The organism is Lentzea cavernae, assembly GCF_014653695.1.
Taxonomy (GTDB): Bacteria; Actinomycetota; Actinomycetes; order Mycobacteriales; family Pseudonocardiaceae; genus Lentzea; species Lentzea cavernae.
The window spans coordinates 701,966-724,938 of record NZ_BNAR01000003.1 but is presented as its reverse complement, the minus strand read 5'-3'; the positions used below and the strand labels follow the sequence as shown (position 1 = coordinate 724,938).

21 protein-coding genes are annotated in these 22,973 nt (G+C 69.6%); 12 read left to right on the top strand and 9 right to left on the bottom strand.

All coding sequences use genetic code 11. The features are described 5' to 3' along the window. Window positions 1-182 precede the first annotated feature (182 nt). The 3 genes from IE307_RS13755 (at window position 183) to IE307_RS46715 (ending at window position 4,283) form a co-directional block, all read left to right on the top strand. Window positions 183-1,034, top strand: a complete 852-nt coding sequence (locus tag IE307_RS13755; protein ID WP_191298254.1) for a hypothetical protein — start codon at window positions 183-185, stop codon at window positions 1,032-1,034. A 147-nt stretch (window positions 1,035-1,181) separates the two neighbouring features. Then, window positions 1,182-2,510, top strand: coding sequence for a serine/threonine-protein kinase (locus tag IE307_RS13750; protein WP_229904666.1), 1,329 nt, complete (start codon window positions 1,182-1,184; stop codon window positions 2,508-2,510). A gap of 126 nt (window positions 2,511-2,636) precedes the next feature. Further along, on the top strand, window positions 2,637-4,283 hold the full coding sequence (locus IE307_RS46715; protein WP_229904665.1) for a serine/threonine-protein kinase: 1,647 nt from the start codon (window positions 2,637-2,639) through the stop codon (window positions 4,281-4,283). Between the two features lie 12 nt (window positions 4,284-4,295). Here the strand turns inward: IE307_RS46715 and IE307_RS13740 are convergent, their stop codons facing one another. Then, a complete protein-coding gene (locus IE307_RS13740; RefSeq protein ID WP_191298253.1) occupies window positions 4,296-5,198 on the bottom strand; it encodes a LysR family transcriptional regulator in 903 nt (300 codons plus the stop codon). A gap of 81 nt (window positions 5,199-5,279) precedes the next feature. On the opposite strand from IE307_RS13740, the gene IE307_RS13735 reads away from it, so the two are divergent. The 3 genes from IE307_RS13735 to IE307_RS13725 all read left to right on the top strand — a co-directional run bounded on the left by IE307_RS13735 (window position 5,280) and on the right by IE307_RS13725 (window position 8,257). After that, window positions 5,280-6,206, top strand: coding sequence for a DMT family transporter (locus IE307_RS13735; RefSeq protein WP_229904664.1), 927 nt, complete (start codon window positions 5,280-5,282; stop codon window positions 6,204-6,206). 121 nt (window positions 6,207-6,327) lie between these two features. Then, window positions 6,328-6,747, top strand: coding sequence for an SsgA family sporulation/cell division regulator (locus IE307_RS13730; RefSeq protein WP_191298252.1), 420 nt, complete (start codon window positions 6,328-6,330; stop codon window positions 6,745-6,747). 217 nt (window positions 6,748-6,964) lie between these two features. Beyond that, the gene (locus IE307_RS13725) at window positions 6,965-8,257 is read left to right on the top strand and encodes a serine/threonine-protein kinase (RefSeq protein ID WP_229904663.1); all 1,293 of its coding nucleotides are present in this window, start codon (window positions 6,965-6,967) and stop codon (window positions 8,255-8,257) included. Here IE307_RS13725 and IE307_RS13720 read toward each other — a convergent pair. Genes IE307_RS13720 through IE307_RS13710 form a run of 3 tightly spaced genes read right to left on the bottom strand, consistent with a single transcriptional unit; the run spans window position 8,250 to window position 10,678 of the window. After that, window positions 8,250-8,831, bottom strand: coding sequence for a phosphatase PAP2 family protein (locus IE307_RS13720; RefSeq protein WP_308436359.1), 582 nt, complete (start codon window positions 8,829-8,831; stop codon window positions 8,250-8,252). The genes IE307_RS13725 and IE307_RS13720 overlap by 8 nt on opposite strands. A 6-nt stretch (window positions 8,832-8,837) precedes the next feature. After that, a complete protein-coding gene (locus IE307_RS13715) occupies window positions 8,838-9,488 on the bottom strand; it encodes a response regulator (RefSeq protein ID WP_191298251.1) in 651 nt (216 codons plus the stop codon). Continuing rightward, a complete protein-coding gene (locus tag IE307_RS13710) occupies window positions 9,485-10,678 on the bottom strand; it encodes a PspC domain-containing protein (RefSeq protein WP_191298250.1) in 1,194 nt (397 codons plus the stop codon). The genes IE307_RS13715 and IE307_RS13710 overlap by 4 nt, the downstream gene beginning before the upstream one ends. A gap of 108 nt (window positions 10,679-10,786) precedes the next feature. Between IE307_RS13710 and IE307_RS13705 the strand changes: the two genes are divergently transcribed. The 4 genes from IE307_RS13705 (at window position 10,787) to IE307_RS13690 (ending at window position 13,977) form a co-directional block, all read left to right on the top strand. Then, window positions 10,787-11,959, top strand: coding sequence for a PspC domain-containing protein (locus tag IE307_RS13705; protein WP_229904662.1), 1,173 nt, complete (start codon window positions 10,787-10,789; stop codon window positions 11,957-11,959). After that, a complete protein-coding gene (locus IE307_RS13700; protein WP_191298403.1) occupies window positions 11,952-12,149 on the top strand; it encodes a hypothetical protein in 198 nt (65 codons plus the stop codon). The genes IE307_RS13705 and IE307_RS13700 overlap by 8 nt, the downstream gene beginning before the upstream one ends. A 188-nt stretch (window positions 12,150-12,337) precedes the next feature. Continuing rightward, complete coding sequence (locus IE307_RS13695; protein WP_229904661.1) at window positions 12,338-12,835, top strand: DUF4365 domain-containing protein; 498 nt, start codon at window positions 12,338-12,340, stop codon at window positions 12,833-12,835. After that, window positions 12,832-13,977 (top strand): hypothetical protein, encoded by a 1,146-nt coding sequence (locus tag IE307_RS13690; protein WP_191298248.1) that lies wholly within the window; start codon window positions 12,832-12,834, stop codon window positions 13,975-13,977. Before IE307_RS13695 ends, IE307_RS13690 begins: the two co-directional genes overlap by 4 nt. Before the next feature lie 49 nt (window positions 13,978-14,026). On the opposite strand, the gene guaA is transcribed toward IE307_RS13690, so the two are convergent. After that, complete coding sequence (gene guaA / locus IE307_RS13685) at window positions 14,027-15,586, bottom strand: glutamine-hydrolyzing GMP synthase (protein ID WP_191298247.1); 1,560 nt, start codon at window positions 15,584-15,586, stop codon at window positions 14,027-14,029. A gap of 19 nt (window positions 15,587-15,605) precedes the next feature. Here guaA and IE307_RS13680 point away from each other — a divergent pair, with 19 nt between their 5' ends. After that, entirely contained in the window at window positions 15,606-16,274 is a 669-nt protein-coding gene (locus tag IE307_RS13680) for a phosphotransferase family protein (RefSeq protein WP_191298246.1), read from the top strand. Between the two features lie 10 nt (window positions 16,275-16,284). After that, window positions 16,285-17,730, top strand: coding sequence for an aldehyde dehydrogenase family protein (locus IE307_RS13675; protein ID WP_191298245.1), 1,446 nt, complete (start codon window positions 16,285-16,287; stop codon window positions 17,728-17,730). A gap of 9 nt (window positions 17,731-17,739) precedes the next feature. Here the strand turns inward: IE307_RS13675 and IE307_RS13670 are convergent, their stop codons facing one another. Genes IE307_RS13670 through IE307_RS13655 form a run of 4 tightly spaced genes read right to left on the bottom strand, consistent with a single transcriptional unit; the run spans window position 17,740 to window position 22,845 of the window. Further along, on the bottom strand, window positions 17,740-18,966 hold the full coding sequence (locus tag IE307_RS13670; RefSeq protein ID WP_191298244.1) for an FAD-binding oxidoreductase: 1,227 nt from the start codon (window positions 18,964-18,966) through the stop codon (window positions 17,740-17,742). Next, a complete protein-coding gene (locus tag IE307_RS13665; RefSeq protein ID WP_191298243.1) occupies window positions 18,950-20,200 on the bottom strand; it encodes an FAD-dependent monooxygenase in 1,251 nt (416 codons plus the stop codon). The genes IE307_RS13670 and IE307_RS13665 overlap by 17 nt, the downstream gene beginning before the upstream one ends. Next, window positions 20,197-21,156 (bottom strand): MBL fold metallo-hydrolase, encoded by a 960-nt coding sequence (locus IE307_RS13660; protein WP_191298242.1) that lies wholly within the window; start codon window positions 21,154-21,156, stop codon window positions 20,197-20,199. The genes IE307_RS13665 and IE307_RS13660 overlap by 4 nt, the downstream gene beginning before the upstream one ends. Before the next feature lie 12 nt (window positions 21,157-21,168). After that, a complete protein-coding gene (locus tag IE307_RS13655; RefSeq protein WP_191298241.1) occupies window positions 21,169-22,845 on the bottom strand; it encodes an FAD-dependent oxidoreductase in 1,677 nt (558 codons plus the stop codon). Window positions 22,846-22,973 lie beyond the last annotated feature (128 nt).

Below are 22,973 nucleotides of genomic sequence, written 5' to 3'. Positions count from 1 at the left end.
ACTGCTTCGCCGTTCGCAGTCGAACGGTGACCGCTCGTCGCGAAAACCGGGTTTCGATCGTGAAAATTCCCCCATAGGGGTTACATCTCGGGTCACGATTCGGTATCCATGTCTCCGCCAGTGCGCGTACGCGAACTTGGAAGGGTGAACGAGCGGTGTCGATTGAGGACCATCGTCGGCGGTTGAGCGGTACGGCTGAGTCGACCGGGCAGCTGTCCGTCGCCGAGCTGATCGCCCGCCGCGAGGCGGAGACCGTCGAGATCCCCGTGATCACCGACGACATCACCCCCGAGGCGTTCGAGGAAACCGTCAAGTTCAAGCCGGTCAAGGCTTCTGGCGGCAAGAAGAAGCAGCCCATGAAGGAGCTGCACATCACCGAGCTGCTGCGCAGGGAGGGTCGCTCCGACGACACCCAGCGCGGCGGGTTCACCGTCGGCAAGCTGGCCGCCGCGGCCAGCGGTGGCGTGATCATCTGCGGTTCCGTGGCCTTCGCCGCCTCCTCCTGGCTGTCCTCTCCCGACGAGCGCCCGCTCGCCGAGGTGCGGTTCGACGAGCGCGCCCAGGCCCGCGGCGCGAGCGCGGGCACCGAAGGCGTCGTGAAGCTGCCGTCGAACAAGACGCAGCAGTCCGACGCGAGCGAGACCCAGCAGGCCGCGCCGACGACGGAGGAGACCACCCGCGTCGCCCCGTACGTCCAGACCCAGCAGCCGCAGCGCCCGACGCAGCAGACCCAGACGCAGCAGCCGACGCAGCAGCCCACCTCGGAGACCTCGACGCCGACCACCCCGTCGACGTCCACCGAGACCAGCCAGCCGAGCACGCCGCCGTCGAGCGAGACCCCTCCACCGCCGCCGAGCTCGTCGACGACCACCCCGCCCAGCAGCGGGACCTCGACGCCGCCCAAGTCCGAGACCCCGCTGCCCACGACGTCCAACCCGGTCGACGTGAGCGTGGACCTCGGTCTGCTCGACCCGGTGCTGAACACCGTGGGCGACACCGTCGGCGGATTCGACTTCTTCGCCCCGGCGAACTGACGTACGACAGGTAGCTCGGCGACGCCCCTCGACAGGTACCCTGTGCGGGCATTCCGGTCGACCCGCTGACTACCGCACGAGGAGCACGAGCGTGGGATCTGCTGCCGAAGCCGCAGTCACGCCTTCGAGCACCCCCGAGGTGGGCTTGTGACGACGTCCGGCACCTCGGACGGCCGTCTGATCGCCGACCGGTACCGCTTCCTCGACCGCATCGGCTCCGGTGCGATGGGCATCGTCTGGCGCGCCCACGACGAACGCCTCGGCCGCGAGGTCGCGATCAAGCAGCTGCTGCTCGCGCCCGGCCTCGACGAGGCCGAGCAGGACGAGGCCATCCAGCGCGCCATGCGCGAGGGCCGCATCGCCGCCAAGCTGCACCACCCGAACGCCATCGCCGTGTACGACGTCGTCGAGGAAGACGGCGTCCCGTGCCTGGTCATGGAGTACCTGCCGTCCTACAGCCTCGCGGACGCGCTGGCCGAGGGCGGGCCGATGGACCCGATCGAGGTCGCCAGCATCGGTTCCCAGTGCGCGGCGGCGCTGGCCGCGGCCCACGCGGCGGGGATCGTGCACCGCGACGTGAAGCCCGGCAACGTGCTGATCGCCGAGAACGGCGTCGTCAAGATCACCGACTTCGGCATCTCGCGCGCGTCCGACGACATCACGGTCACCAAGACCGGCCTGATCGCCGGCACGCCCGCGTACCTCGCGCCGGAGATCGCGCGCGGCCAGGACCCGACGCCGGCCTCCGACGTCTACTCGCTCGGCTCCACGCTGTTCGCCGCGATGGAGGGCGAGCCGCCCTACGGAGTGAGCGAGAACACTCTCGGTGTTCTCCACGCGGTCGCGGCCGGGCGGATCAACCCGCCCACCGTCGACCACCCGCTCGCCGACACGCTGCTGTACCTGCTCAACTTCGAACCGGACGACCGGCCGACGATGACCCAGGCGCGCGAGATCCTCAACGCCGTCGCGCACGGGCGTTCGCCGTCGTTCAACGGGCTGGCGGTGGTCGCGGGTCCCGACCCGACGACGATCGTGGAGCCCGAACGGACCCGCGTGGTCCGGGCGGTGCCCCGCACCCCTCCGCAGCGCACGGCTCCGCCGATGGCGCCGGCCAGGGGTCCGGAGAACAACCGGCCGCTGGTGATCGCCGCGGTGGTTCTGGCGTTGTTGCTGGTCATCGGTGGTTTGATGGTCGCACTCGGGGTGTTCAACAAGGAGCGCCAGACGCCCTCGGCACCGCCCGCGAGCTCGTCGCAGACGGTGGAGCCGACGACTTCGGCTCCCGAGGTGACCACGACCACGCCCGAGGCAACGACAACGCAACAAACGACGTCTACAACGACGACGACCACCACAACCACGACCACCACTACGACCACTACGACGACGACAACCACGACAACGACCACGACAAAGCCGCCGTCTTCGCCGCCGGCGAGCTCGAGTGGACCGCCGCCGCCCCCTGGCGCGTAGGGCTAAGCGTCAACACGTCGTAGAAATCTCGTAAGGTGGGTACCCGCACCTAATGGGGTGATGTGAACCCGAAGGTGTGATCAGCCGTTGAACAGAGAGCAAGTGACCGCACAGCGGGGAGCAACTGTGACCGACGATGGCCGATTGGTCGCTGGTCGCTACCGATTGAGCCAGCGGATCGGCAGCGGCGCCATGGGCGTCGTCTGGACGGCACACGACGAACGTCTTCACCGCACCGTCGCGGTCAAGCAACTGCTCCTGCAGCCCGGACTAGCTGAAGCCGACACGGACGAGGCGAAGAGACGGGCCATGCGGGAGGGCCGCATCGCGGCACGTCTGCAGCACCCGCACGCGGTGGCCGTCTACGACGTGGCCGAGGACGACAGCCAGCCGTGGCTGATCATGGAGTACCTGCCGTCGAAGAGCCTGTCCGCGGTGCTCTCCGAGCGCGGCACGCTCCCGCCGCGGGACGTGGCGTCGATCGGCATGCAGGTCGCCTCCGCGCTGGCCGCCGCGCACAACGCCGGCATCGTGCACCGCGACATCAAGCCCGGCAACGTGCTGCTCGGCGACGACGGCACGGTCAAGATCACGGACTTCGGCATCTCCCGCGCGACCGGTGACGTCACGGTCACCGCGACGGGCATGCTCGCGGGCACCCCCGCCTACCTCGCTCCCGAGGTGGCCAAGGGCTACGACCCCGGTTCGCCGTCCGACGTGTTCTCCCTGGGCTCCACGCTGTACGCCGCGATCGAGGGCGAACCGCCGTTCGGTCTGAGCGAGAACACCATCGCGCTGCTGCACAAGGTCGCGTCCGGCAAGGTCAACCCGCCGCGCAACGCCGGCCCGCTGACCGCGCTGCTGATGCGCCTGCTGCGCGCCGAGCCGGAAGACCGCCCGACGATGGCCGAGGCCCGTGACGCGCTCGCCGCCGTCGCGAACGGCCAGGCCGCTCCCGCCTTCACGCCCGCCGTGGTCGCGCCGACGCACCCGCCGTCGTGGCGCGGCGCGCCGGTGCAGCAGCCGCAGCAGCAGGCCGCCACGAGGGCGCTGACGCCCCCGCAGGCTCAGCAGAAGCCACCGCCGCCGCCCAACGCGACGCGGGTCGACATGCACACGCCGCCGCGCGCCGTGTCCACGCAGCAGCAGGGGCCGTCGAACCACCGCCCGGCCGCCGCTCCCCAGTACTCGCAGCGCCCGAAGCCCTCGAGGCCGTCGCCGCTGTCCTCGGCGAAGAGCAAGAAGTCGACGGTCTACACCGCACTCGCGATCGTGGCGGCCGCGGTCGTCGGCATCATGTTCGCGAGCATGTTCTCCGACACCGGTGACAACGGGAACGGCAACAACAACGCGGGCGCGAACACGACGACCCAGCAGACCCAGGGCAACGACACGACGGGTGCGTCGACGCCGCCGAAGTCGGCGGGCAAGGCCGGTCAGTGGACCGACACGCCGACCGACGACGACAAGAAGACGTTGCTGGAGGACTACTTCCAGCTCGCCCCGAGCAAGCCGAACGACGCCTGGGCGATGGGCAACGGCAACTTCCAGGGCCAGTACCCAGGCGGCATGGACGGCTTCAAGACGTTCTGGGGCGGCATCAAGAAGGCCAAGGTCACCAACGTCGAGGAACGGCAGCCCTACTACTTCGTCGTGACCCTCGAGGTCGAGAAGAAGGACGGGTCGAAGTCGTCGATGCAGCGGCAGGTGTCGCTGGAGTGGCGCTCGCCGAACTTCCTGCTGAGCTACGACAAGCCGTTCGGCAGCGCGTGACGACCGCGCGGGTCAGCTAGCCCGCGCGGCCTTTTCCAAAGCCTCCGCCAGCGTCAACACTGCCGGGTTCCACGCGGCGTCCTCGCGGTAGACGACGTGGATGTGCCGGACGGGTTCGGGGTTGCGCACCTTGCGCAGGACGACGCCGGGGTGCGCGAATCCCAGCCCGAGCCGCGGGATGATCGTGACGCCCAGCCCGGCCGCCACGAAGCCCTGCGCCGTCGCGTAGTCATCGCTCTCGACGGCGACCTGCGGTGAGAACCCGGCGCCCGCACACGCGTTCCTCACGAGGTCCGCGCACGGTCCGGACGCGCCGCAGTCCGCGTCGATCCACGGCTCGTCCGCCAGGTCGCCGAGGTCGAGCACGCGCTTGCGGGCCAGGGCGTGCCCGCGCGGCAGGACGGCGTAGAACGGGTCGGCGAGCAGGTGCCGGGTGACCATGCCCTCGAAGGCGGGGGCGTCGGGCTCCAGGACGGTGATCGCCACGTCCGCGCGGCCCGCCGCCAGTTCGACGATCGGGTCGGTCGGTTCGGTGAGCTTCAGGTCGAGCTCGACCCCCGAGCGCTCGGCCCGGAACGTCGCCACGGCGGGGGGCACCAGCGCCGCGCCGGCCGTGGCGAAGTAGCGCACGCGCAGGGTGCCGGCACAGCCGTTGCGCAACGCCGTGAGGGCGCTCTCGGCCTCGGCCAGCTGTTCGGCGAGGCGGCCGGCGTGCTCGGTGAGCAGACGGCCGGCCGCGGTGGGCCTGATGCCCCTGCCGACGCGTTCCAGCAGCGGCAGTCCCGCCTGCTTCTCCAGGCCCGCGACCTGCTGCGAGATCGCGGACGGGGTGTAGCCGAGGTTCGTCGCCGCGGCGGTGATGGAACCCGTGCTCACCACGGCCCTGAGCACCTGCATTCGTCGCACGTCCAGCATGCCTCGACCTTACAGCTGCGCTTAAAGGTTCAGCACAACAATTAAATTGTTTTCACGTGTTGGAGGGCGCATGGTTGACGTGTGAACCAACGCGGAACTTTGATCAGGATGGGCGTGCTCGCCCTGCTGTGGGGATCCAGCTTCCTGTGGATGAAGCTCGCGCTCGGCAGTCTCGCGCCCCTGCAGATCTCGCTCGTGCGGACGTTCTTCGGGGCGGTCGTGCTGTTCGTCGTGCTCGCACTGGCGAAGATGTCCCTGCCGCGCGACCGCCGGATCTGGGGGCACATGCTCTTCGTGGCGCTGTTCGGCAGCGCCATCCCGTTCACGCTATTCGCGTTCGGCGGCCAGACGGTCGACTCGGGCGTCTCCGGGGTGCTCAACTCCACGACACCGCTGTTCGCGCTGGCCATCGGCCTCGTGCTCGGTTCGGAGAAGATCAGCGACTTCGTGCGCATGCTCGGTCTGGGGCTCGGCTTCGCGGGCGTGCTGCTGATCTTCGCGCCGTGGCAGTCGGCCAACAGCATCGCGAGCTGGGGTGCGCTGCTGTGCCTCATCGGCGCCGCGAGCTACGCCATCGGCTACTCCTACGCGGGCCGCTACCTGGTCAACACGGGTGCCACCTCGACGCAGCTCGCCGCGATGCAGCTGACCACCGCGATGGGGATGCTGGTCCTGGCGACGCCGTTCGGCGGCCTGCAGCCGCTGCACCTGCACTGGGTCGGCGTCGTCGCCGTCATCATCCTCGGCGTGTTCGGCACCGGGGCGGCGTTCATCCTCAACTACCGCGTCATCGCCGACGAGGGCGCCACGACGGCGACTACCGTCGGTTACCTCTTGCCCGTGGTCTCGGTGCTCCTTGGAGCGATCTTCCTCGGGGAGCAACTCAACGCAAGGGTCGTCGTCGGCATGCTGGTGGTGCTCGTGGGCGTCGCGCTGACCCGGAGGAAGCCCGTCTCGGCAGGTCAGACCGTCTCACCAAACGAGACGCGCGACCTGGTCAAACGCTGAAGGGTGAGACGCACGTCTCCCCCAATAGGATGGTTCCGAGACGAATCGCGTCCTTATCGAGCTGGTTGGCCGTCTCCTCTTTGTGAGCGGACATGGAGACCAGTCTGGAAAGGACATCGACATGAACAACGAGAACCTGAAGGTCACCACCCGGACGACTTTTCAGCTCCTCGCACCCGGCGTGGCTCCCGCGCCGGTCGAGGCCGAGCTCGTCTACGACCCGGAAGACCCCTACGCCGTCGCCGTCAACTTCTTCACGGGCTCCGGCCGCGTGGAGTGGATGTTCGCCCGCGACCTGCTGGCCGACGGCCTGCTGACGCCGTCCGGTGAGGGCGACATCCTCGTCCGGCCCGCGTCCGACGACCCGGAGCGCGTCCTGGTCGAGCTGAACGCGCCGACCGGCTTCGCCATCCTCAGCGCCGTCGCCGAGGACGTGGCGGAGTTCCTGGACAGCTCCTACGACGTCGTCCAGCCGGGCGAGGAGGACCTGTGGATCGACTTCGACCGCGAGCTGCAGAAGCTGGTCTCGACGATCGACTAGTCAGCGGGTGAGGTCCGGGGTGGTCGAACGGGCGCGGGACGAGGTGCCGGCACGCGGGGCAGCGTGGCCGACCAGCTCGTCACCGGAGACCACCGGGAAGAACCGAACGAGTTTCCAGACGCAAGTCCCCACCGGTGACTTCGTTCGGCGCGATCCGCACCACAGCGCGAGAGGGGAACGCCGGATGCTCGTCTCCGCGATTGATTAGTCTCAGGGTGTGACAACCATCGGGGGCCGCTACACGCTGCTCGAGCGCATCGGCAGCGGTGCGATGGGAGTGGTGTGGCGAGCACGGGACGAGGTGCTGGCCCGCGAGGTGGCGGTCAAGCAGCTCATCACCGGTGACCACCAGCGCGCGATGCGGGAGGCCCGCAACGCCGCGCGACTGCACCACCAGCACGCGATCGCGGTGTTCGACGTCGTGGGCAGCGACGAAGAAGAGCCGTGGATCGTCATGGAGTACCTGGCGTCGCACAGCCTTTCCGCACTGATCGCCGAGCGCGGGCCGCTCAAGCCGGCCCAGGCGGCGAGCATCGGGGCCAAGGTCGCCTCGGCGCTGGCAGCCGCGCACGCCGCCGGACTGGCCCACCGCGACGTCAAGCCCGGCAACGTCCTGATCGGCCACGACGGCACGGTCAAGCTCACCGACTTCGGCATCTCCAAGGCGACCGGCGACGGCACGATGACCGACACCGGCATGATCTCGGGCACCCCCGCCTACCTCGCACCCGAGGTGGCGCGCGGTGAGCAGCCCGACGAGGCGTCCGACGTGTTCTCGCTCGGCGCCATGATCTACACGGCCATCGAGGGCGAGTCGGTCTTCGGTCCCAGCGACAACAGCTTCGGCCTCATCTACCGCGCGGCCAGCGGCCAGCTCCGCGATCCCAAGAACGCGGGCGAGCTCACCCCGTTGCTCATGCGGCTGCTCTCGCAGGCCCCGAAGGACAGGCCGACCGCGCAGGAGGCCGCCGACCTGCTGGCCTCGGAGCCGCAGCCGTCGCAGCCCCTGCAGATCCCGCAGCAGCCGGAGCGCAGGCTCAAGGCGCCGAACAAGCGGATCCTGGTGATCCTCTCGGTCATCGCGTTGCTGGCGATCGGTGGTGGCGCGGCCGCCGCGTACTGGGGCGGCACCGGAGACGGTGACGACCCGGTCAACCAGGGCAACTTCCAGCCGCAGGAGCAGCCCCGCTACTTCACCGCGGCCGAGGCCTCCGGGTTCGTGCTCGGGCACTACAGCCAGCTCCCCGCCCACCCCGAGGTGGCGTGGCACAACCTCTACGAACGGGCGACCGAGCCGCAGGAGAAGTACGTGGCGCGCTGGAAGGGCTACACCTCGGTCCAGTGCTCCGAGTCCCGCGTGCCCATCCGCTCGCACGGCCCGAACTGGGTGGTGACCTTCAACCTGGCGCTGCAGACGGACCTGGGCGAGCAGAAGAGCGGCGTCTACGAGGCCGAGGTCGCCGCCGTCAACAACGAAATGAAGATCACCAGCATCACGCAGATCAGCTGAGCAGCCAGAACGTGCCGCCGCCGACGACCACGCCCATCACCGACCCGGCCAGCACCTGGCCCGTCGTGTGGTCGCCCAGCTCGACGCGGGACCACGCCACCAGGGCGGCGGGCAGCGCGAGGAGCAGCCACCACGGCCCGTAGACGATCACCAGCGTCACCACGGCCGCCCACGCCACGGCGGCGTGCAGCGAGATCTTCCACTTCAGCCCGAACGTGATCGCCATGCTGACGATCAGCGAGGCGAACATGCTGCCCGCCAGCGCGAGCATGTTCCGCGGCGCGTCGCCCAGGAACATGATCACCGTGCCGGCCGCCAGCGACGCGCCCGCCGTGACCAGGGGAACGACCCTGCCCTCGCGGTTCGTGACGTGGTGGCCGTCCCACTTGCCCTTGCGCGCGCCACGCACGATGACGGCCATGGGGATGACGGACGCCGTCAAGGCGACCACGAACCCCCACAGCAGCGTCATCCAGACGCTTTCCGTCGCGTAGGCGACGGCGAACGGCAGCAAAATCACCCAGACCCACGGCGCCAGCACCTCGGTGGCACCGCGGGCGACCTTTTTGATCAAAGCCCCTCAGACCAGTCTGCGATCCGTGGCCCAGCGGGAGAGCTCGTACCGGTTGGAGAGCTGGGTCTTCCGCAGGACGCTCGACACGTGCGTCTCCACCGTCTTCACGCTGATGAAGAGCTCGGACGCGATCTCCTTGTAAGCGTAACCGCGGGCCAGCAGCCGCAGGACGTCGCGTTCGCGCGGCGTCAGCAGGTCGAGCTCGGGGTCGCTGATCGGCGCGGCACCCGGCCTGTCCGCGAACGCGTCCAGCACGAACCCGGCCAGCCGCGGCGAGAACACCGCGTCGCCCTCGGACACCCGCACGACGGCCTTGACCAGCTCCTGGCTGGAGATCGTCTTGGTGACGTAGCCGCGCGCACCGGCGCGGATGACGTTGATGACGTCCTCCGCCGCGTCCGAGACGGACAGCGCGAGGAACGTGACCTCGGGGATCTTCGTGCGGATCTGCCGCAGCACCTCGGCGCCGCCGCCGTCGGGCATGTGCACGTCGAGCAGCACGACGTCCGGCTTGTGGTGCGCGATGCCCGCGACCGCCTCGCCGACGCTGCCGGCCTCGCCGACGACCTCGACCTCCTCGGTGATCGAGTCGAGCTCGGCGCGCACGCCCGCGCGGAACAAGGCGTGGTCGTCCACCAGGAACACCCTCACGCTCACGTCCTGGCCTCCTGCTTCCTCGGCATCTCGAGCTGCACCTCGGTCCCCTCTCCCGGAGCCGTGCGCAGTCGCACCTCCCCGCCGTGCCTCGTCATTCTCCCCCGGATGCTCCCCGCGAGGCCATGCCGGTCCTCGGGCACCGCGTCGGGGTCGAAGCCCTTGCCCCGGTCGCGCACGAACACCGTCACCTTCTCCGGTTCGACCTCCGCGTAGACGCTGACCTCGGCCACCCCCGCGTGCTTGGCCGCGTTGACCATCGCCTCCTTCGAGGCCTGGACCAGAGCGAACATCCCGTCCTCCAGCTCGCAGTCCCCGACCACGACCTGCGAGACGGCGATGGCGAAGTCGTCCTCGACCTCCGCGCACACCTGGGCGACCGCGACGCTGATGGAGTGCGGCTGCTCCCCCACCTCACGGCCGTAGAGCCAGCTGCGCAGCTCGCGTTCCTGGCCGCGGGCCAGGCGCTTGACCTCCCGCGGCGACTCGGACTGCTTCTGGATCAGGGCGAGCGTCTGCAGCACCGAGTCGTGCAGGTGGGCGGCGATCTCGGCGCGTTCCTCGGTGCGGATGCGCGCACGGCGTTCCGAGTCGAGGTCCCGCACCAGCCGCATCCACAGCGGCACGGTCAGCACCGCGACGCCGGCCAGCGTGGCGACCACCGAGAGCACGACGGTCGAGAGGTTCGCGATGGAGTCGTTCACCACGAGGAACGCGGCGACCCCCGCCACGACCAGCGCGCCTCCCGCCACCGTCCGCACGATCCCCGTCTTCCCCTGCGAGAACGCGCCGTCCCGCCACCGGCGCCGCTGTGCCTCGTCCGCCTCGCGCCACACGACCGCGGCGCCGATGAGCGCCACGGCGATCGGCCCGGTGATCCACCCGCTCCACGCTCCCCCGAGCAGGCCGGTGAACACCGCGACGCCGATGCCGAGGGCCGCGAGGCCGATGGCCTGCTGCCACTCCTTGCGGTCCTTGTCCGTCTCCGGCTCCGCCACCGCCGACTGCGGGACGAACATCCAGAGCAGCCCGTAGGCGATGATCCCGACCCCGCTGAACGCCGCGAACACGGCGAACACCGCGCGCACCCAGAAGACAGGTGCGCCGAGGTGGTCCGCCAGCCCGCTCGCGACGCCCGCGACCACCCGGCCGGTGCGCCGGCGACGCATCGGCTCGATCTGTGCACTCACCATCCGATCGTCACACGTCCTCCTGGGTTGTTCATCAGGGATGACCCCGGTTCCCTGAATCAGGGCTGGTCCCTGATGTGGTGCAGAGCTTGCCGTAGCAACCTTGTTCTCGTGAGCGGGACTGAGAAGGCAATGCAGGGCGTGGCGGACACGCTCAGAGAGTTCTGGGCGCACCGTCCGGTGCGGCCCCGTGCAGGGCGCAAGCTCGGAGGCGTCGCCACCGGGATCGCCCTGCGCTACCAGATCGACCCGGTGATCGTCAGGATCGCGTTCGTCGCACTCGCGCTGTCGGGAGGCGTCGGCCTGCCGATGTACCTGGCCGGCTGGCTGCTGCTGCCCGAGGAGGGCGACCAGGTGTCGCCGGCCGAGGCGCTGCTCAACAAGGGCCACAGCTCGACCTCCCAGGGCCAGACGGTCCTGCTGGGCGTCCTGATGTTCCCCGCGCTCGCCTTCACGTTCGGCAGCGGCGGGTTCCAGGTCTTCGTGACGATCGCCGCGTCGGTGGCGTGCATCTACCTGCTGCAGAAGAACCGCGGGCACCTGCAGCCGGCCGTGACGCTCGCCGAACCGCCCCTGACCCCACCGGTGCCGGGCGCACCCGCCTGGGACCCGCTGGGAGCCGCCCCCTTCGCGTGGGACCTCCCGGAACCGGCCCCGAAGCCGCAGCCGCCGGCCCCCCGCCCGCGCAAGCCGCGCGTAGGTGGCGTGACGCTGGGCGTGGCGACGCTGGTCGTCGCCGCCTCCGCGATCGCCGGGGCATGGGTGCCGTGGTTCACCGTGCCGCACATCATCGGTCTCGTCCTCGCGGTGCTCGCCGCGGGTCTGCTGGTCGGCTCGTTCATCGGTGGTGGGCGCGGCCTGATCTGGCTGCTGGTCCCGCTGTCGGTGGTCGGCTTCGGCCTGACCGCGGTCGACTTCGACGGCCCGCCCAGCGTGGGCGACCTCAACGTGACGCCGCAGAGCCTCAGCGAGGTCAAGGACAAGTACGAGCTCGGCGTCGGCAGCGTCGTGGTCGACCTGCGGGAGCTGCCGGACTCCGGTTCGGTGAAGACCCAGGTCGAGGCGGACCTGGGCGACATGACGGTGCACGTGCCGAAGGACGCCGACGTGACGTTCCAGTGCGAGGTGTCCTCGGTCGGTTACATCGACTGCCTCGGCCGGACCGCCGACGGCGGCAACGTGCAGGTCGAGGGCACCGACCTCGGTGCCAACGGCGAGGGCGGCCTGAAGATCGAGCTGGACGTTCGGGCGAGCGTCGGAGAGGTGAAGGTGCTCCGTGACTGATCTGGAGCCGGTGATGCGCAGGCGGATCGACCCGCTGGGCCTGGTCTTCGGGATCGGGGGCGGGCTGATGGCGGCCTACGTGCTGACCAACGGGACGTTCTGGTTCGACTTCCGGTGGGCGCTGGGAGGAACGGCCATCGTGGTCGGGCTGGTGCTGTTGACGAACTCGTTGAGGCGCAAGAACTCCTGACATGCGAAAGGCCCCCGGTCCGCCGACCGGGGGCCTTTTCTCTTTCGGGTGACTGTCGAGCGGATCCCCCTTTTGCTCCTCTCAGCGGCTCCTAGTGTGCTGCCGATCCGTTGTTGCGAAGAGGGAGCCCATTGACAGACGGAGGCGACGGTCCGGAGCCGATGACACCGCTCGACGGAGGTCTGCCGATGACCGCCCGCCAGGAGCAGTTCAGCTTGGCGTTCGTGAGGATGATCGCCGCTGCGGCCGGCTGTTCGATCAAGTCGCACGAGACGGACTACGACGGCGTGGACATCACCATCGCGTCGTCGACCGAGTACGTGAAGTACTACTGCCCGGAGTTCGAGCTCCAGCTCAAGTGCACCACGCAGCAGAGCCTGCTCAGGGACTCCGACTTCTTGTGGAGGATGGAGCGCGGGCCATTCCTCAAGCTCACCCATGGCAAGCGCTACAACGAGGCGTTTCTCGGAGTGCTCGTGATCCCCCGTGATGACGAGCCGTTGTTGAGAACTGGCGAGCGGCACCTGATCACGAGAAGCCGGATGTACTGGGAGCACGCCAAGCTCCTGGGTGAGATCGACGACGGTGCTGCCAGCAAGACAGTGCGTCTGCCCAGAACTAACCTCTTCGGGGTGGGGAGCTTGCAGAGCGCCATGCAACGGGTTGGCGAGGGAGGTGTGTGGTGAGCAGCCCATCGATCGACGACTACCGCGAGCTCGCCGACAGCCTCCACCCGTTGGCCGTCCAGCAGTACCTCGCCGCCAACGACTGGCAACTCGAAGCGCAGGTTCCCGAGGTGCGGCAGATCTGGCGCCTGAACGACGAGGCACGGGTGATGCTGCCGCTGGCCACCGATTTCGTCGACTTCGCCCAGCGCTTCCGCGACACCCTGCGGGCCCTGGCCACCGTCTACGACTGGGATCCGGGCCGCCTGGCCGAGAAGATCGCCGCCACCCGCGCCGACCTGTTCTTCGTCCGCTTCGACCAGAACATGGTGGACGGCACCCTTCCGTTCAAGCAGGCCGAGAAGGCCCTGGACGGCCTCTTCAAGATGATGAAGGCGGCCGCCACGTCGGCTGACGATCCGACACATTCCCATCGTGGACGCCGGTCCAGCACGGTGACCGACTTCCTCGACGAGGACATCCGCCTCGGGCACACGAAACGCGGCAGTTTCGTCTTCACGGTCGTCACGCGGCTCGGAGATCCACTGCCGGATCACGGCGACGGCACCCGTGCGACCCCGTTCCCGCGGCAGGTGATGGAAACGCTGGCCACAGGCTTGCACGCGACCAGGAACCTGGCGCTGAACTGGGACGCTTCCGCCGTCGAACGTGCCGCCGAACGCGGCCTCAGCGCCAACCTCGTGGAGTCGCTCCAAGACCTGACGGAGTCGGACTCGTTGCGCGAACTCGACCTGTCATTCGACTGGGCGGCCGGCGAACCTCTGCCGGAGGTTCCGGCCTCTCGCATCGTGGTCGACCGTGACGCGATGGCCGGGCTGGCACGTGTTCGGGAGCGCCTGGTTCGCCGTGAGGAGCCGCCGCACACGGAGACCGTCGTCGGCCAGGTTCGGTCGCTCACCCGTGAAGACTCCGGCGGAGACGATCAGGAGGAGACGACGATCGTCCTGAGTGCCGAGGTCCGAGGTCGGTCCAGGAAGATCCACGTCCTGCTGGGCGGAGAGGACTACGACTGGGCGATCTTCGCTCACCGGAACAAGCTGCCGTTCACGGTCACGGGCAACCTGGTCTTCGAGCGAGGTGCATGGCGCCTGTCCGGCCCGGTGACGGTGGACTCCAGCTTCCTTCGCCACCAACAGCGCTGACATGCGAAAGGCCCCCGGTCCGCTGACCGGGGGCCTTTCCACGTCTCCGCTACTCCCACTCGATGGTGCCCGGCGGCTTGGACGTCACGTCCAGCACCACCCGGTTGACCTCCGCCACCTCGTTGGTGATCCGGGTCGAGATCCGCTCCAGCACCTCGTACGGCAGCCGCGTCCAGTCCGCGGTCATCGCGTCCTCGGACGACACGGGACGCAGCACGATCGGGTGCCCGTACGTGCGGCCGTCACCCTGGACGCCCACGCTGCGGACGTCCGCGAGCAGCACGACCGGGCACTGCCAGATCTGCCGGTCGAGACCGGCGAGGGTCAGTTCCTCGCGGGCGATGGCGTCGGCCTGGCGCAGCGTGTCGAGGCGGTCCTGCGTGACCTCGCCGATGATGCGGATGCCGAGGCCGGGGCCGGGGAACGGCTGGCGCTGCACGATGGTCTCGGGCAGGCCCAGTTCGGTGCCGACGCGGCGGACCTCGTCCTTGAAGAGGGCGCGGAGCGGTTCGACCAGTTCGAACTGCAGGTCGTCCGGGAGGCCGCCGACGTTGTGGTGCGACTTGATGTTCGCGGTGCCCGCGCCGCCGCCGGACTCGACGACGTCCGGGTAGAGCGTGCCCTGCACGAGGAACTTGTAGTCGCCCTCGGCCTTGAGGTCGCGCTCGGCCTGTTCGAAGACGCGGATGAACTCGCGGCCGATGATCTTGCGCTTCTCCTCCGGGTCCGTGACGCCGGCAAGGGCTCCCAAGAAGCGCTCGCGGGCGTCGACGGTCACCAGGCGGATGCCGGTGGCGGCCACGTAGTCGCGCTCGACCTGGGCGCGCTCGCCGGAGCGGAGCAGGCCGTGGTCGACGAAGACGCAGGTGAGGCGGTCGCCGATGGCGCGCTGGACCAGGGCCGCGGCGACGGCGGAGTCGACGCCGCCGGAGAGGCCGCAGATCGCCTTGCCGTCGCCGATCTGCTCGCGGATGCGGGTGACCTGCTCGTCGAGGATGGACGAGGTGGTCCACTGCGGGCGGATGCCCGCGATCTCGTGCAGGAACCGGCGCAGCACCTCCTGGCCGTGCGGCGAGTGGTGCACCTCCGGGTGGTACTGGACGCCGGCGAAGCGGCGCTCGGTGTCCTCGAACGCGGCGACCGGCGCGCCCTCGCTGGTCGCGGTCACGGTGAAGCCCTCGGGCGCCTTGGTGACGGCGTCGCCGTGGCTCATCCACACCGGGTGGCTCGCCGGGAGTTCCTGGTGCAGCGCGCCGCCCTCGGTGGGCACGCTCAGGTCGGTGCGGCCGTACTCGCGGGTGCCGGTCTGTTCCACCGCGCCACCGAGTGCGCGCGCCATCGCCTGGAAGCCGTAGCAGATGCCGAAGACCGGAACGCCGGTCTCGAACAGCTTCGGGTCGACCTGCGGCGCGTTCTCCGCGTAGACGCTCGACGGGCCACCGGACAGAACGATGGCCAGCGGGTTCTTGTCGAGGATCTCGCTGACCGACGCGGTGTGCGGGACGACCTCGGAGTAGACCTGGGCCTCGCGCACGCGGCGGGCGATCAGCTGCGCGTACTGGGCGCCGAAGTCGACGACGAGAACAGGGCGGTTGCTGGTGTCGGACACGTCGCCAAGGATCTCATGCGTGGACGGAGAACTGCTGACCGGTGGCGGGCTGAACCAGGTGTTCAGGGTGGGTGACGCGGTGCGGCGACCGGCCGGGCCGTGGGCCCTTCGGGTGCATGAGTTGTTGCGGCGCTTGGCACCGCTGGGGATCGCGCCGGTCCCGCTCGGGCTCGACGCCGAGCACGAGCTGCTCAGCTACCTGCCCGGTGACGTTGGCCACGTGCCCCCATCGGGCGACGAGACGTTGATCGAGTCGGCGCTGCTGCTGCGAAGGTTGCACGACGCGACGGCCCCGCTCGTGGGCGAGCTGGACGGGTGGCAGTTCCCGGCACGGGAGCCCGTGGAGGTGGTGCTGCACGGTGATTTCGCGCCGTACAACATCGTGTTCCGCGACGGGCTGCCGGCGGGCGTCTTCGACTGGGACGACGCGCATCCCGGTCCGCGCTGGTGGGACGTGAGCTGGGCGCTGATCCAGTTCGTGCTGGCGCTGCCCGACGACCGCGAACGGCGCACCCGGTTGTTCTGCGAGACCTACGGGATCGCGTACGAACCCGAGCACGTGCTGATCCGGCTGGACGACATGATCCGGACTATTCGGGAGCATCCCGCCTTCGTGCTCCAGCGCGCGGAAGGGCATGTCGACCACTACTTGCGTCTCGTCAGGTACGTGCAGGCCGACAGGGCTTAACGTGGCGCCCATGGACGCGTTCACACCACAACCCCGGCCGTGCTGGGTCGCCGGCCGCCCCGAGCAGGGCGAGCAGGCGCTGGAGGTTCTCCACCCGTTCGACGGCACCGAGGTCGCCTCGGTGGCCGTACCGGGCAGAGATCAGGTGGAACGTGCGATCGCGGCGGCGGCGTCCGTCGCGAAGGAGTTCCGGCGAACACCCGCGCACGTGCGGGCCGAAGCACTGCTGCAGGTCTCGAAGACGCTGGCCGAACGGGCCGAGGAGATCGCCGAGACGATCACCGCTGAGAACGGCAAGCCGCTCAAGTGGGCCGAGATCGAGGTGCAGCGCGCGGTCAACACGTTCCGGTTCGCCGCTGAGGAGGCGCGGCGCTTCACCGGTGGGCTGCAGCGGCTCGACACCGAAGCCGGTGGCGTGGGGCGGATGGCGATCGTCCGGCACGTGCCGCGCGGACCCGTGCTGGCCGTGGCGCCGTTCAACTTCCCGCTGAACCTGGTGGCGCACAAGGTCGCGCCGGCGCTCGCGGTGGGTGCGCCGGTGATCGTGAAACCCGCTTCGGCGACGCCGCTGTCCGCGTTGCTGCTCGGCGAGATCCTGGCCGAGACCGATCTGCTCGAAGGCGCGTTCTCGATCCTTCCCGTGCGCGGCAAGGACATGGACGCCCTCGTGAAGGACGAGCGGCTGCCGGTCATCTCGTTCACCGGGTCCACGAAGGTCGGCTGGTCGTTGATGGAAGCCGCGCCGCGCAAGCACGTCGTGATGGAGCTGGGTTCCAACGCGGCCGCGATCGTCTGTCCTGATTGGACGGACCTGGACCACGCGGCGCAGCGCATCGCGACGTTCGGCAACTACCAGGCCGGGCAGTCGTGCATCGCCGTGCAGCGGGTGATCGTGGACCGCTCCCACGCCGACGAGTTCGTGCCGAAGCTCGTGGAAGCCGTGGCAGCGCTCAAAACAGGCGACCCGCACGACCCCGAGGTCGAGGTCGGGCCGTTGATCGACGAGGACAACGCCCGGCGCGTCGAGGAGTGGGTCAACATGGCCACCGACGTCGGCGCTCGCGTGCTGCTGGGCGGCAAGCGGACCGGGGCGACGGTCGAGCCGACCGTCCTCGCGGACGTGCCGAAGACCGCCAAGGTCTGGACCGAGGAGATCTTCGGGCCGGTGCTCGTGGTGTCGGTCGCGGACGGCGTGCAGGACGCGTTCGCGCAGGCCAACGACAGCAAGTACGGGCTGCAGGCCGGGGTGTTCACCCGCGACGTGCAGGTGGCGTTCGAGGCGGCGGCCGAGCTCGAGGTCGGTGGCGTGATCATCGGTGACGTGCCCTCCTACCGCGCCGACCAGATGCCGTACGGCGGTGTGAAGGGATCGGGCACCGGACGTGAGGGCGTGCGGTCGGCGATGGAGGACTTCACCGAGGAACGCGTGACCGTGCTGACCGGAATCCAGATCTAGGGATCTCGGCTACAGGCCCTGCGGGAACGCCAGCACGCGGTCCGGGTCGTACCGGTCCGCGACTTCCTTGAGCCGCGCGAGGTTGCGGCCGTAGTAGGCGGCCGGCCAGTCGGGCATCTCCGGGTCGATGTAGTTCACGTACCCGGTGGTGCCCGCGCCGAGCCCGTCGCGGATTCCGGCGAGCACCGCGCGTGCCCGCGACTCGGTCAGGTCGCCCAGGTTCACGAACACCTGGGCACTGGCCGTGGCGTCGCGGTGCGGGAACGCCGTCGCATCAGGCGCGACGCGTCCGATCACGCCTCCGAAGGAGTCGAACTGGATCATGCACGGAGGCTGCCCGTCCATCAGCGCGGCCACCTTCGACCCCGGCACGGGCGCGTGCAGCATCCGCGAGGACGCGACGTACGGCTCACCGGTTTCCGCAGGTCCCGCGTAGTGGCGCATCGCCTGCAGGTAGGTCATCTCCTCGACCTCGCGTTCCGCCGGCGGCATCCGGTCCAGCAACCGTTGCAGGTCCTTCGCGGGGCCCGCGTACGTGCCCCTGACGCTGGGCACCGACCTCGGGCCCGAGTCGACGCGCAGGCTCGTCCACAGCTCGTCCGGCGCGTCCGCGATCCACTCCTGCCAGGCGTCGGTGACGTCCGCCGCCGTGCCCTCCGGGTAGTCGAGGCCGAACACGGTCAGGTCCGGCGCCGGGTCCGTGCGGAACGTGAACTCCGTGACGACGCCGAAGTTGCCGCCACCGCCGCCTTTCAGCGCCCAGAACAGGTCGGGCTCCGACTCGTCCGAGGCCGTGCGCAGGACGCCGTCCGGAGTGACGATCCGCGCTGCAGTGAGGTGGTCGCACGTCAGGCCGTACTTGCGCGAGATCACGCTGATGCCGCCGCCGAGTGCGAGCCCGGCGATGCCGACCGAACGGCACGAACCGGCGGGCAGCACCCGGCCCGCTGCTCCGAGGACCTCGTAGATGTCGTACATCCGCGCGCCACCACCGATGATCGCCTTCCGGCCGTCGACGCGCACGTCCGTCATCCCGGCCAGGTCGAGGACCAGTCCCCCGTCCGGCCACGAGTAACCCGCGTAGCTGTGGCCACCGCTGCGCGCGGCGACCGGGACGCCCTCGCGTGCCGCACGATCCAGGCCCGCCTGGACGTCCTCGACTCGCGTGCACCTCACCACCGCGAGCGGTTTTTGGTGCGCGTACAGGGTGTTCTGCGGGTCACCAGCCGAGTGCACGACGTCTCGTCCCCTCGTCGTCGGTGCCGGCGACGTGGCCGTCCGGTCTGATCAGCAGGCCGTCCCGGACGGTGAACCCCGGACCGGCGGTGCGGGATCCCTCGACCAGCACGCCGCCACCCTCGTAGGCGAACGGGGTGAAGAGCTTGCCCGAGTCGATGCCCTCACCGGTTTCCAGCGCGTGCTGCCGGTGCGCCCGTTCCTCAGGGGTGCCCGGCACGAGGAAACGCATGGTCTCGCCGGTGATGCGGAGGTTCTCGTCGGCGGCGGCACCGCGTTCGGTGTCGTAGGAGGCGAGCAGGTGCGGGCCGGCCTCGCCGCGGCGGTCGGCGGCGATCTTCCAGGCCGCGTTGTCGGCGTCGCAGATGCCCGAGTTCAGGCCGCGGGCGCCGAACGGGCTCATCACGTGCGCGGCGTCGCCGGCGAGCAGGCCCCTGCCGTCGCGGAACCGCGCCGCCCGGCGCTGGTGGAAGCGGTAGGTCGACTGCCAGACGATCTCGTACGGCCTGTCGCCGACGATCGCGCGGACGTGGTCCTCGGTGAGCTGCACGTCTTCGGCGACCTGCCAGTCGATCCGCCAGACGCCGCCCGGTTGCGGGTGGACGAGGACCTGACTGGGTGGGACTTCTCCTCGGCGGGGGTTCCAGGGCGGGTCGAAGTAGAAGCGGCGCTCCGGTGCCGCGAAGTCCAGGTCGACGCGGACGTCGGCGATGATGAACCTGTCGTCGAAGGAGAAGCCCTCGAACGGGATGCCCAGGACCTGCCGCACCGTCGAGTGCGCGCCGTCCGCGCCGATGCAGTGGGTGACCCTGATCCCGTCCTGTGTGGACACTCCCTCGTCGTCCTGGGTGAGCGACTCGAAAGCGTGCCCGTAGCGGAGCTCGATCAACGGCTCGGCGCGGACCCGCTCCTCCAGCAGCCGCTCGACGACGGTCTGCGGGGTGTTGACGAACGGCGGGAACCCCCCACCCTCCGGGAAGGTCAGGGTCAGCACCTCGCGGTCGCGGTGGTAGGTGCGGCCGGTGTACCAGGTGACGCCCGCGTCGGCGACGGCCTGCCCGACGCCGACCCGTTCGAGGATCTCCAGCACGTCGCGCTGCACGCAGATCGACCGGCTGCCTGCCCTGTCGCGTTGCCCGGCCGCCTCCAGGACGACGCTCGGCACGCCGGCCCTCGCGAGGAACAGCGCGGCGGTGAGCCCCACCGGCCCCGCACCGACGACCAGGACCGTCACTGCAGGGCGTCCCACACGGCGCGGTCGCGTTCGGCGGTCCAGATCTCCGGCCAGTCCTTGCCGTCGCACTCGTCCCAGTAGCGCTTCACGTCGAACGGCAGGCAGTGCTCGAAGATCGGCCAGCGCCCGTAACGGCCCGCGAGCGTCGTGTGCGCCAGTTCGAAGGCCTGCTTGAGCGTGCCGCCCTCGGAGTGGACGCCACCGACCGTGCGGCGCAGTTCGTTCAGGAAGTGCCTGCTCTGGTTGATGGCGGCCTCGACCTCGATGCGGTCGCGCGCGACCTTGCCCCGCCCGCCGACCAGGACCTCGGCGCCCAGGTCCTCGATCTCGTCCAAAGTGGACGTCGCCCACTCGTCGTGGAACGCGTCACCGGTGTACAGGGCGGCCTGCGACTCGACCAGGTCACCGGCGAACAGGATGCGTTGCTGCGGCAGCCACGCCACGATGTCGCCGGCCGTGTGCCCGCGTCCGAGGAACTGCAGCACCAGGTCGCCGCGCTCGTCGCCCAGCGGGATGGTCATGCGGTCGGAGAACGTGAGGGTCGGCCACGTCAGACCGGGGATCTCCTCCGGGGACTCGAACAGCCGCGGCATGCGGCCGAACTCGCTCTCCCAGTCCTGCTGCCCGCGTTCGGCGATCAGCACCCGTGTCATCTCGTGCGCGACGATCTCCTGGGCGTCGAACGCGCTGGCCCCGAGCGTGCGCACGGCGTGGTAGTGGCTGAGCACCAGGTACCGGACCGGCTTCTTGGTGTGCTTGCGCAGCTGGGCGAGCCACCTGCGCGCCGCCGCGGGGGTGGCCCGCGCCTCGAAGCAGATCAGGAAGTCCTCGGCCTCGATGGCCGCGACGTTGGGGTCGCCTTCGGCGGTCAGGGTGTAGACGCCCTCGGCGAGCTCGACGAAGACCTCGTCCTTCGGCGCGAGGTCAGCGCTGGAAGCGAACGGCTTTGTGGCCATGCCTCCACCGTTTCAGGACACCTTCACGATCGGCAACCGCAAAGCGGCTGGAGCTTGATCGGGAACCGCCGGGTTCTTCGGCTTCGTCGGGTTGATCCGCCTGTAGGGCTGGTCCTGCGCGGGCCGCTGGTCCTGCTCGCCCTTGTTCGGCCACAGCGAGAACGCCCGTTCGGCCTGCGCGGTGATCGTGAGACTCGGGTTCACACCGAGGTTCGCACTGATCGCCGAACCATCCACAACGGACAGTCCGGGGTAGTTGAAGACCCGGTGGTACGGGTCGATCACGCCCTGCCGCTCGTCCGACGCGATCGCGCAGCCACCGATGAAGTGCGCCGTCAACGGGATGTTGAACAGCTCGCCCCAGGTGCCGCCCGCCATGCCGTCGATGTGCTTGGCGGCCAGCAGGTTGGCCTCGTGACCCGCCGGGATGAACGCCGGGTTCGGCTCGCCGTGCCCCTGCTTGCTGGTCAGCTTGCCGCGCTTGAGGAACGTCGTGATCGAGTTGTCGAGGCTCTGCATGACCAGCAGGATCACGGTCCGCTCGCTCCACCGGTGCACGCTCAGCAGCCGGAGCAGCCTCAGCGGGTGCCGCACGGCCTGCTTGATGAACTGCAGCCACCGCGGCGTGCTCAGCGCACCGTCCGTGGCCAGCGTCTGCAGCATGCCCATGGCGTTGCTGCCCTTGCCGTACCGGACGGGCTCGATGTGCGTGATCTCGTCCGGGTGGATGGAGCTCGTGATCGCGACGCCCTGCGTGTAGTCGGTCTTCGGGTCGACCGTGTAGCGCGCGGCCCCGATGATCGACTCGGAGTTGGTGCGGGTCAGCTCACCGAGCTTGCCCGAGATCTTCGGCAGTGTGGTGGCCTTCGCCTTGTGCAGCAGCTGCTGCGAGCCCCAGGTGCCGGCGGCGATCACGACCTGGTCGGCGGTGAACGTCTTCGTGGCCTTGCCACCGGTCATCTTCGTGTCGATGGTCCACTTGCCGTTGTTTTCGCGGAGCTCGGTGACCGTGGTCAGCGGGAACACCTGCGCGCCGAGCTTCTCCGCGAGGTAGAGGTAGTTCTTGACCAGCGTGTTCTTCGCGCCGACCCGGCAACCCGACATGCAGCTGCCGCACTCCGTGCACCCCGTGCGCTCCGGCCCGGCGCCCCCGAAGAACGGGTCCGCGACCTTCTGGCCGGGCTCGCCGAAGTACACGCCGACGGGCGTCGGGTGGTAGCTGTCCTCGACCCCCATGTCCTTCGCGACCTTCTGCATGACGACGTCGCTCGGGGTCGTCGTGGGGTTCGTGACGACGCCCAGCATCCGGCTCGCCTGGTCGTAGAACGGCTCCAGCTCGGCCTGCCAGTCGGTGATGTGCGCCCACTGCCGGTCCTCGTAGAACGGCCGGAGCGGCCGGTACAGCGTGTTCGCGTACACGAGGGAGCCCCCGCCGACACCCGCGCCGGCGAGCACCATGACGTTGCGCAGCGTGTGGATGCGCTGGATCCCGAAGCACTTGAGCTGCGGCGCCCACAGGTAGCGGCGCAGGTCCCAGCTGGTCTTGGCGAACTCGTCGTCGGCGAACCGGCGCCCCGCCTCCAGGACGGCGACGCGGTAGCCCTTCTCGGTCAGGCGGAGCGCGGCCACGCTCCCGCCGAACCCGGAGCCGACGATGACGACATCGAAGTTACCGGCGAGTTCACCCATGGATCGGAGAGTAGGCGTTACTTCCGGTAACGCCTAGTCCCCTATCGGTTCAGCTCACCCGAGAAGTGCGGAGAACACCGCCCAGGCGACGCAGACGAGCGCGAACCCGCCCACCGCCGGCACCAGGT

What these genes read in the sequence shown, in the direction of transcription:
- IE307_RS13695 (WP_229904661.1), top strand. Translation starts at nt 12,338, where the DNA reads ATGACCGCCCGCCAGGAGCAGTTCAGCTTGGCGTTCGTGAGGATGATC.
- IE307_RS13710 (WP_191298250.1), bottom strand. Translation starts at nt 10,678, where the DNA reads ATGGTGAGTGCACAGATCGAGCCGATGCGTCGCCGGCGCACCGGCCGG.
- IE307_RS13660 (WP_191298242.1), bottom strand. Translation starts at nt 21,156, where the DNA reads ATGGCCACAAAGCCGTTCGCTTCCAGCGCTGACCTCGCGCCGAAGGAC.
- IE307_RS13655 (WP_191298241.1), bottom strand. Translation starts at nt 22,845, where the DNA reads ATGGGTGAACTCGCCGGTAACTTCGATGTCGTCATCGTCGGCTCCGGG.
- IE307_RS13740 (WP_191298253.1), bottom strand. Translation starts at nt 5,198, where the DNA reads ATGCTGGACGTGCGACGAATGCAGGTGCTCAGGGCCGTGGTGAGCACG.
- IE307_RS13675 (WP_191298245.1), top strand. Translation starts at nt 16,285, where the DNA reads ATGGACGCGTTCACACCACAACCCCGGCCGTGCTGGGTCGCCGGCCGC.
- IE307_RS13730 (WP_191298252.1), top strand. Translation starts at nt 6,328, where the DNA reads ATGAACAACGAGAACCTGAAGGTCACCACCCGGACGACTTTTCAGCTC.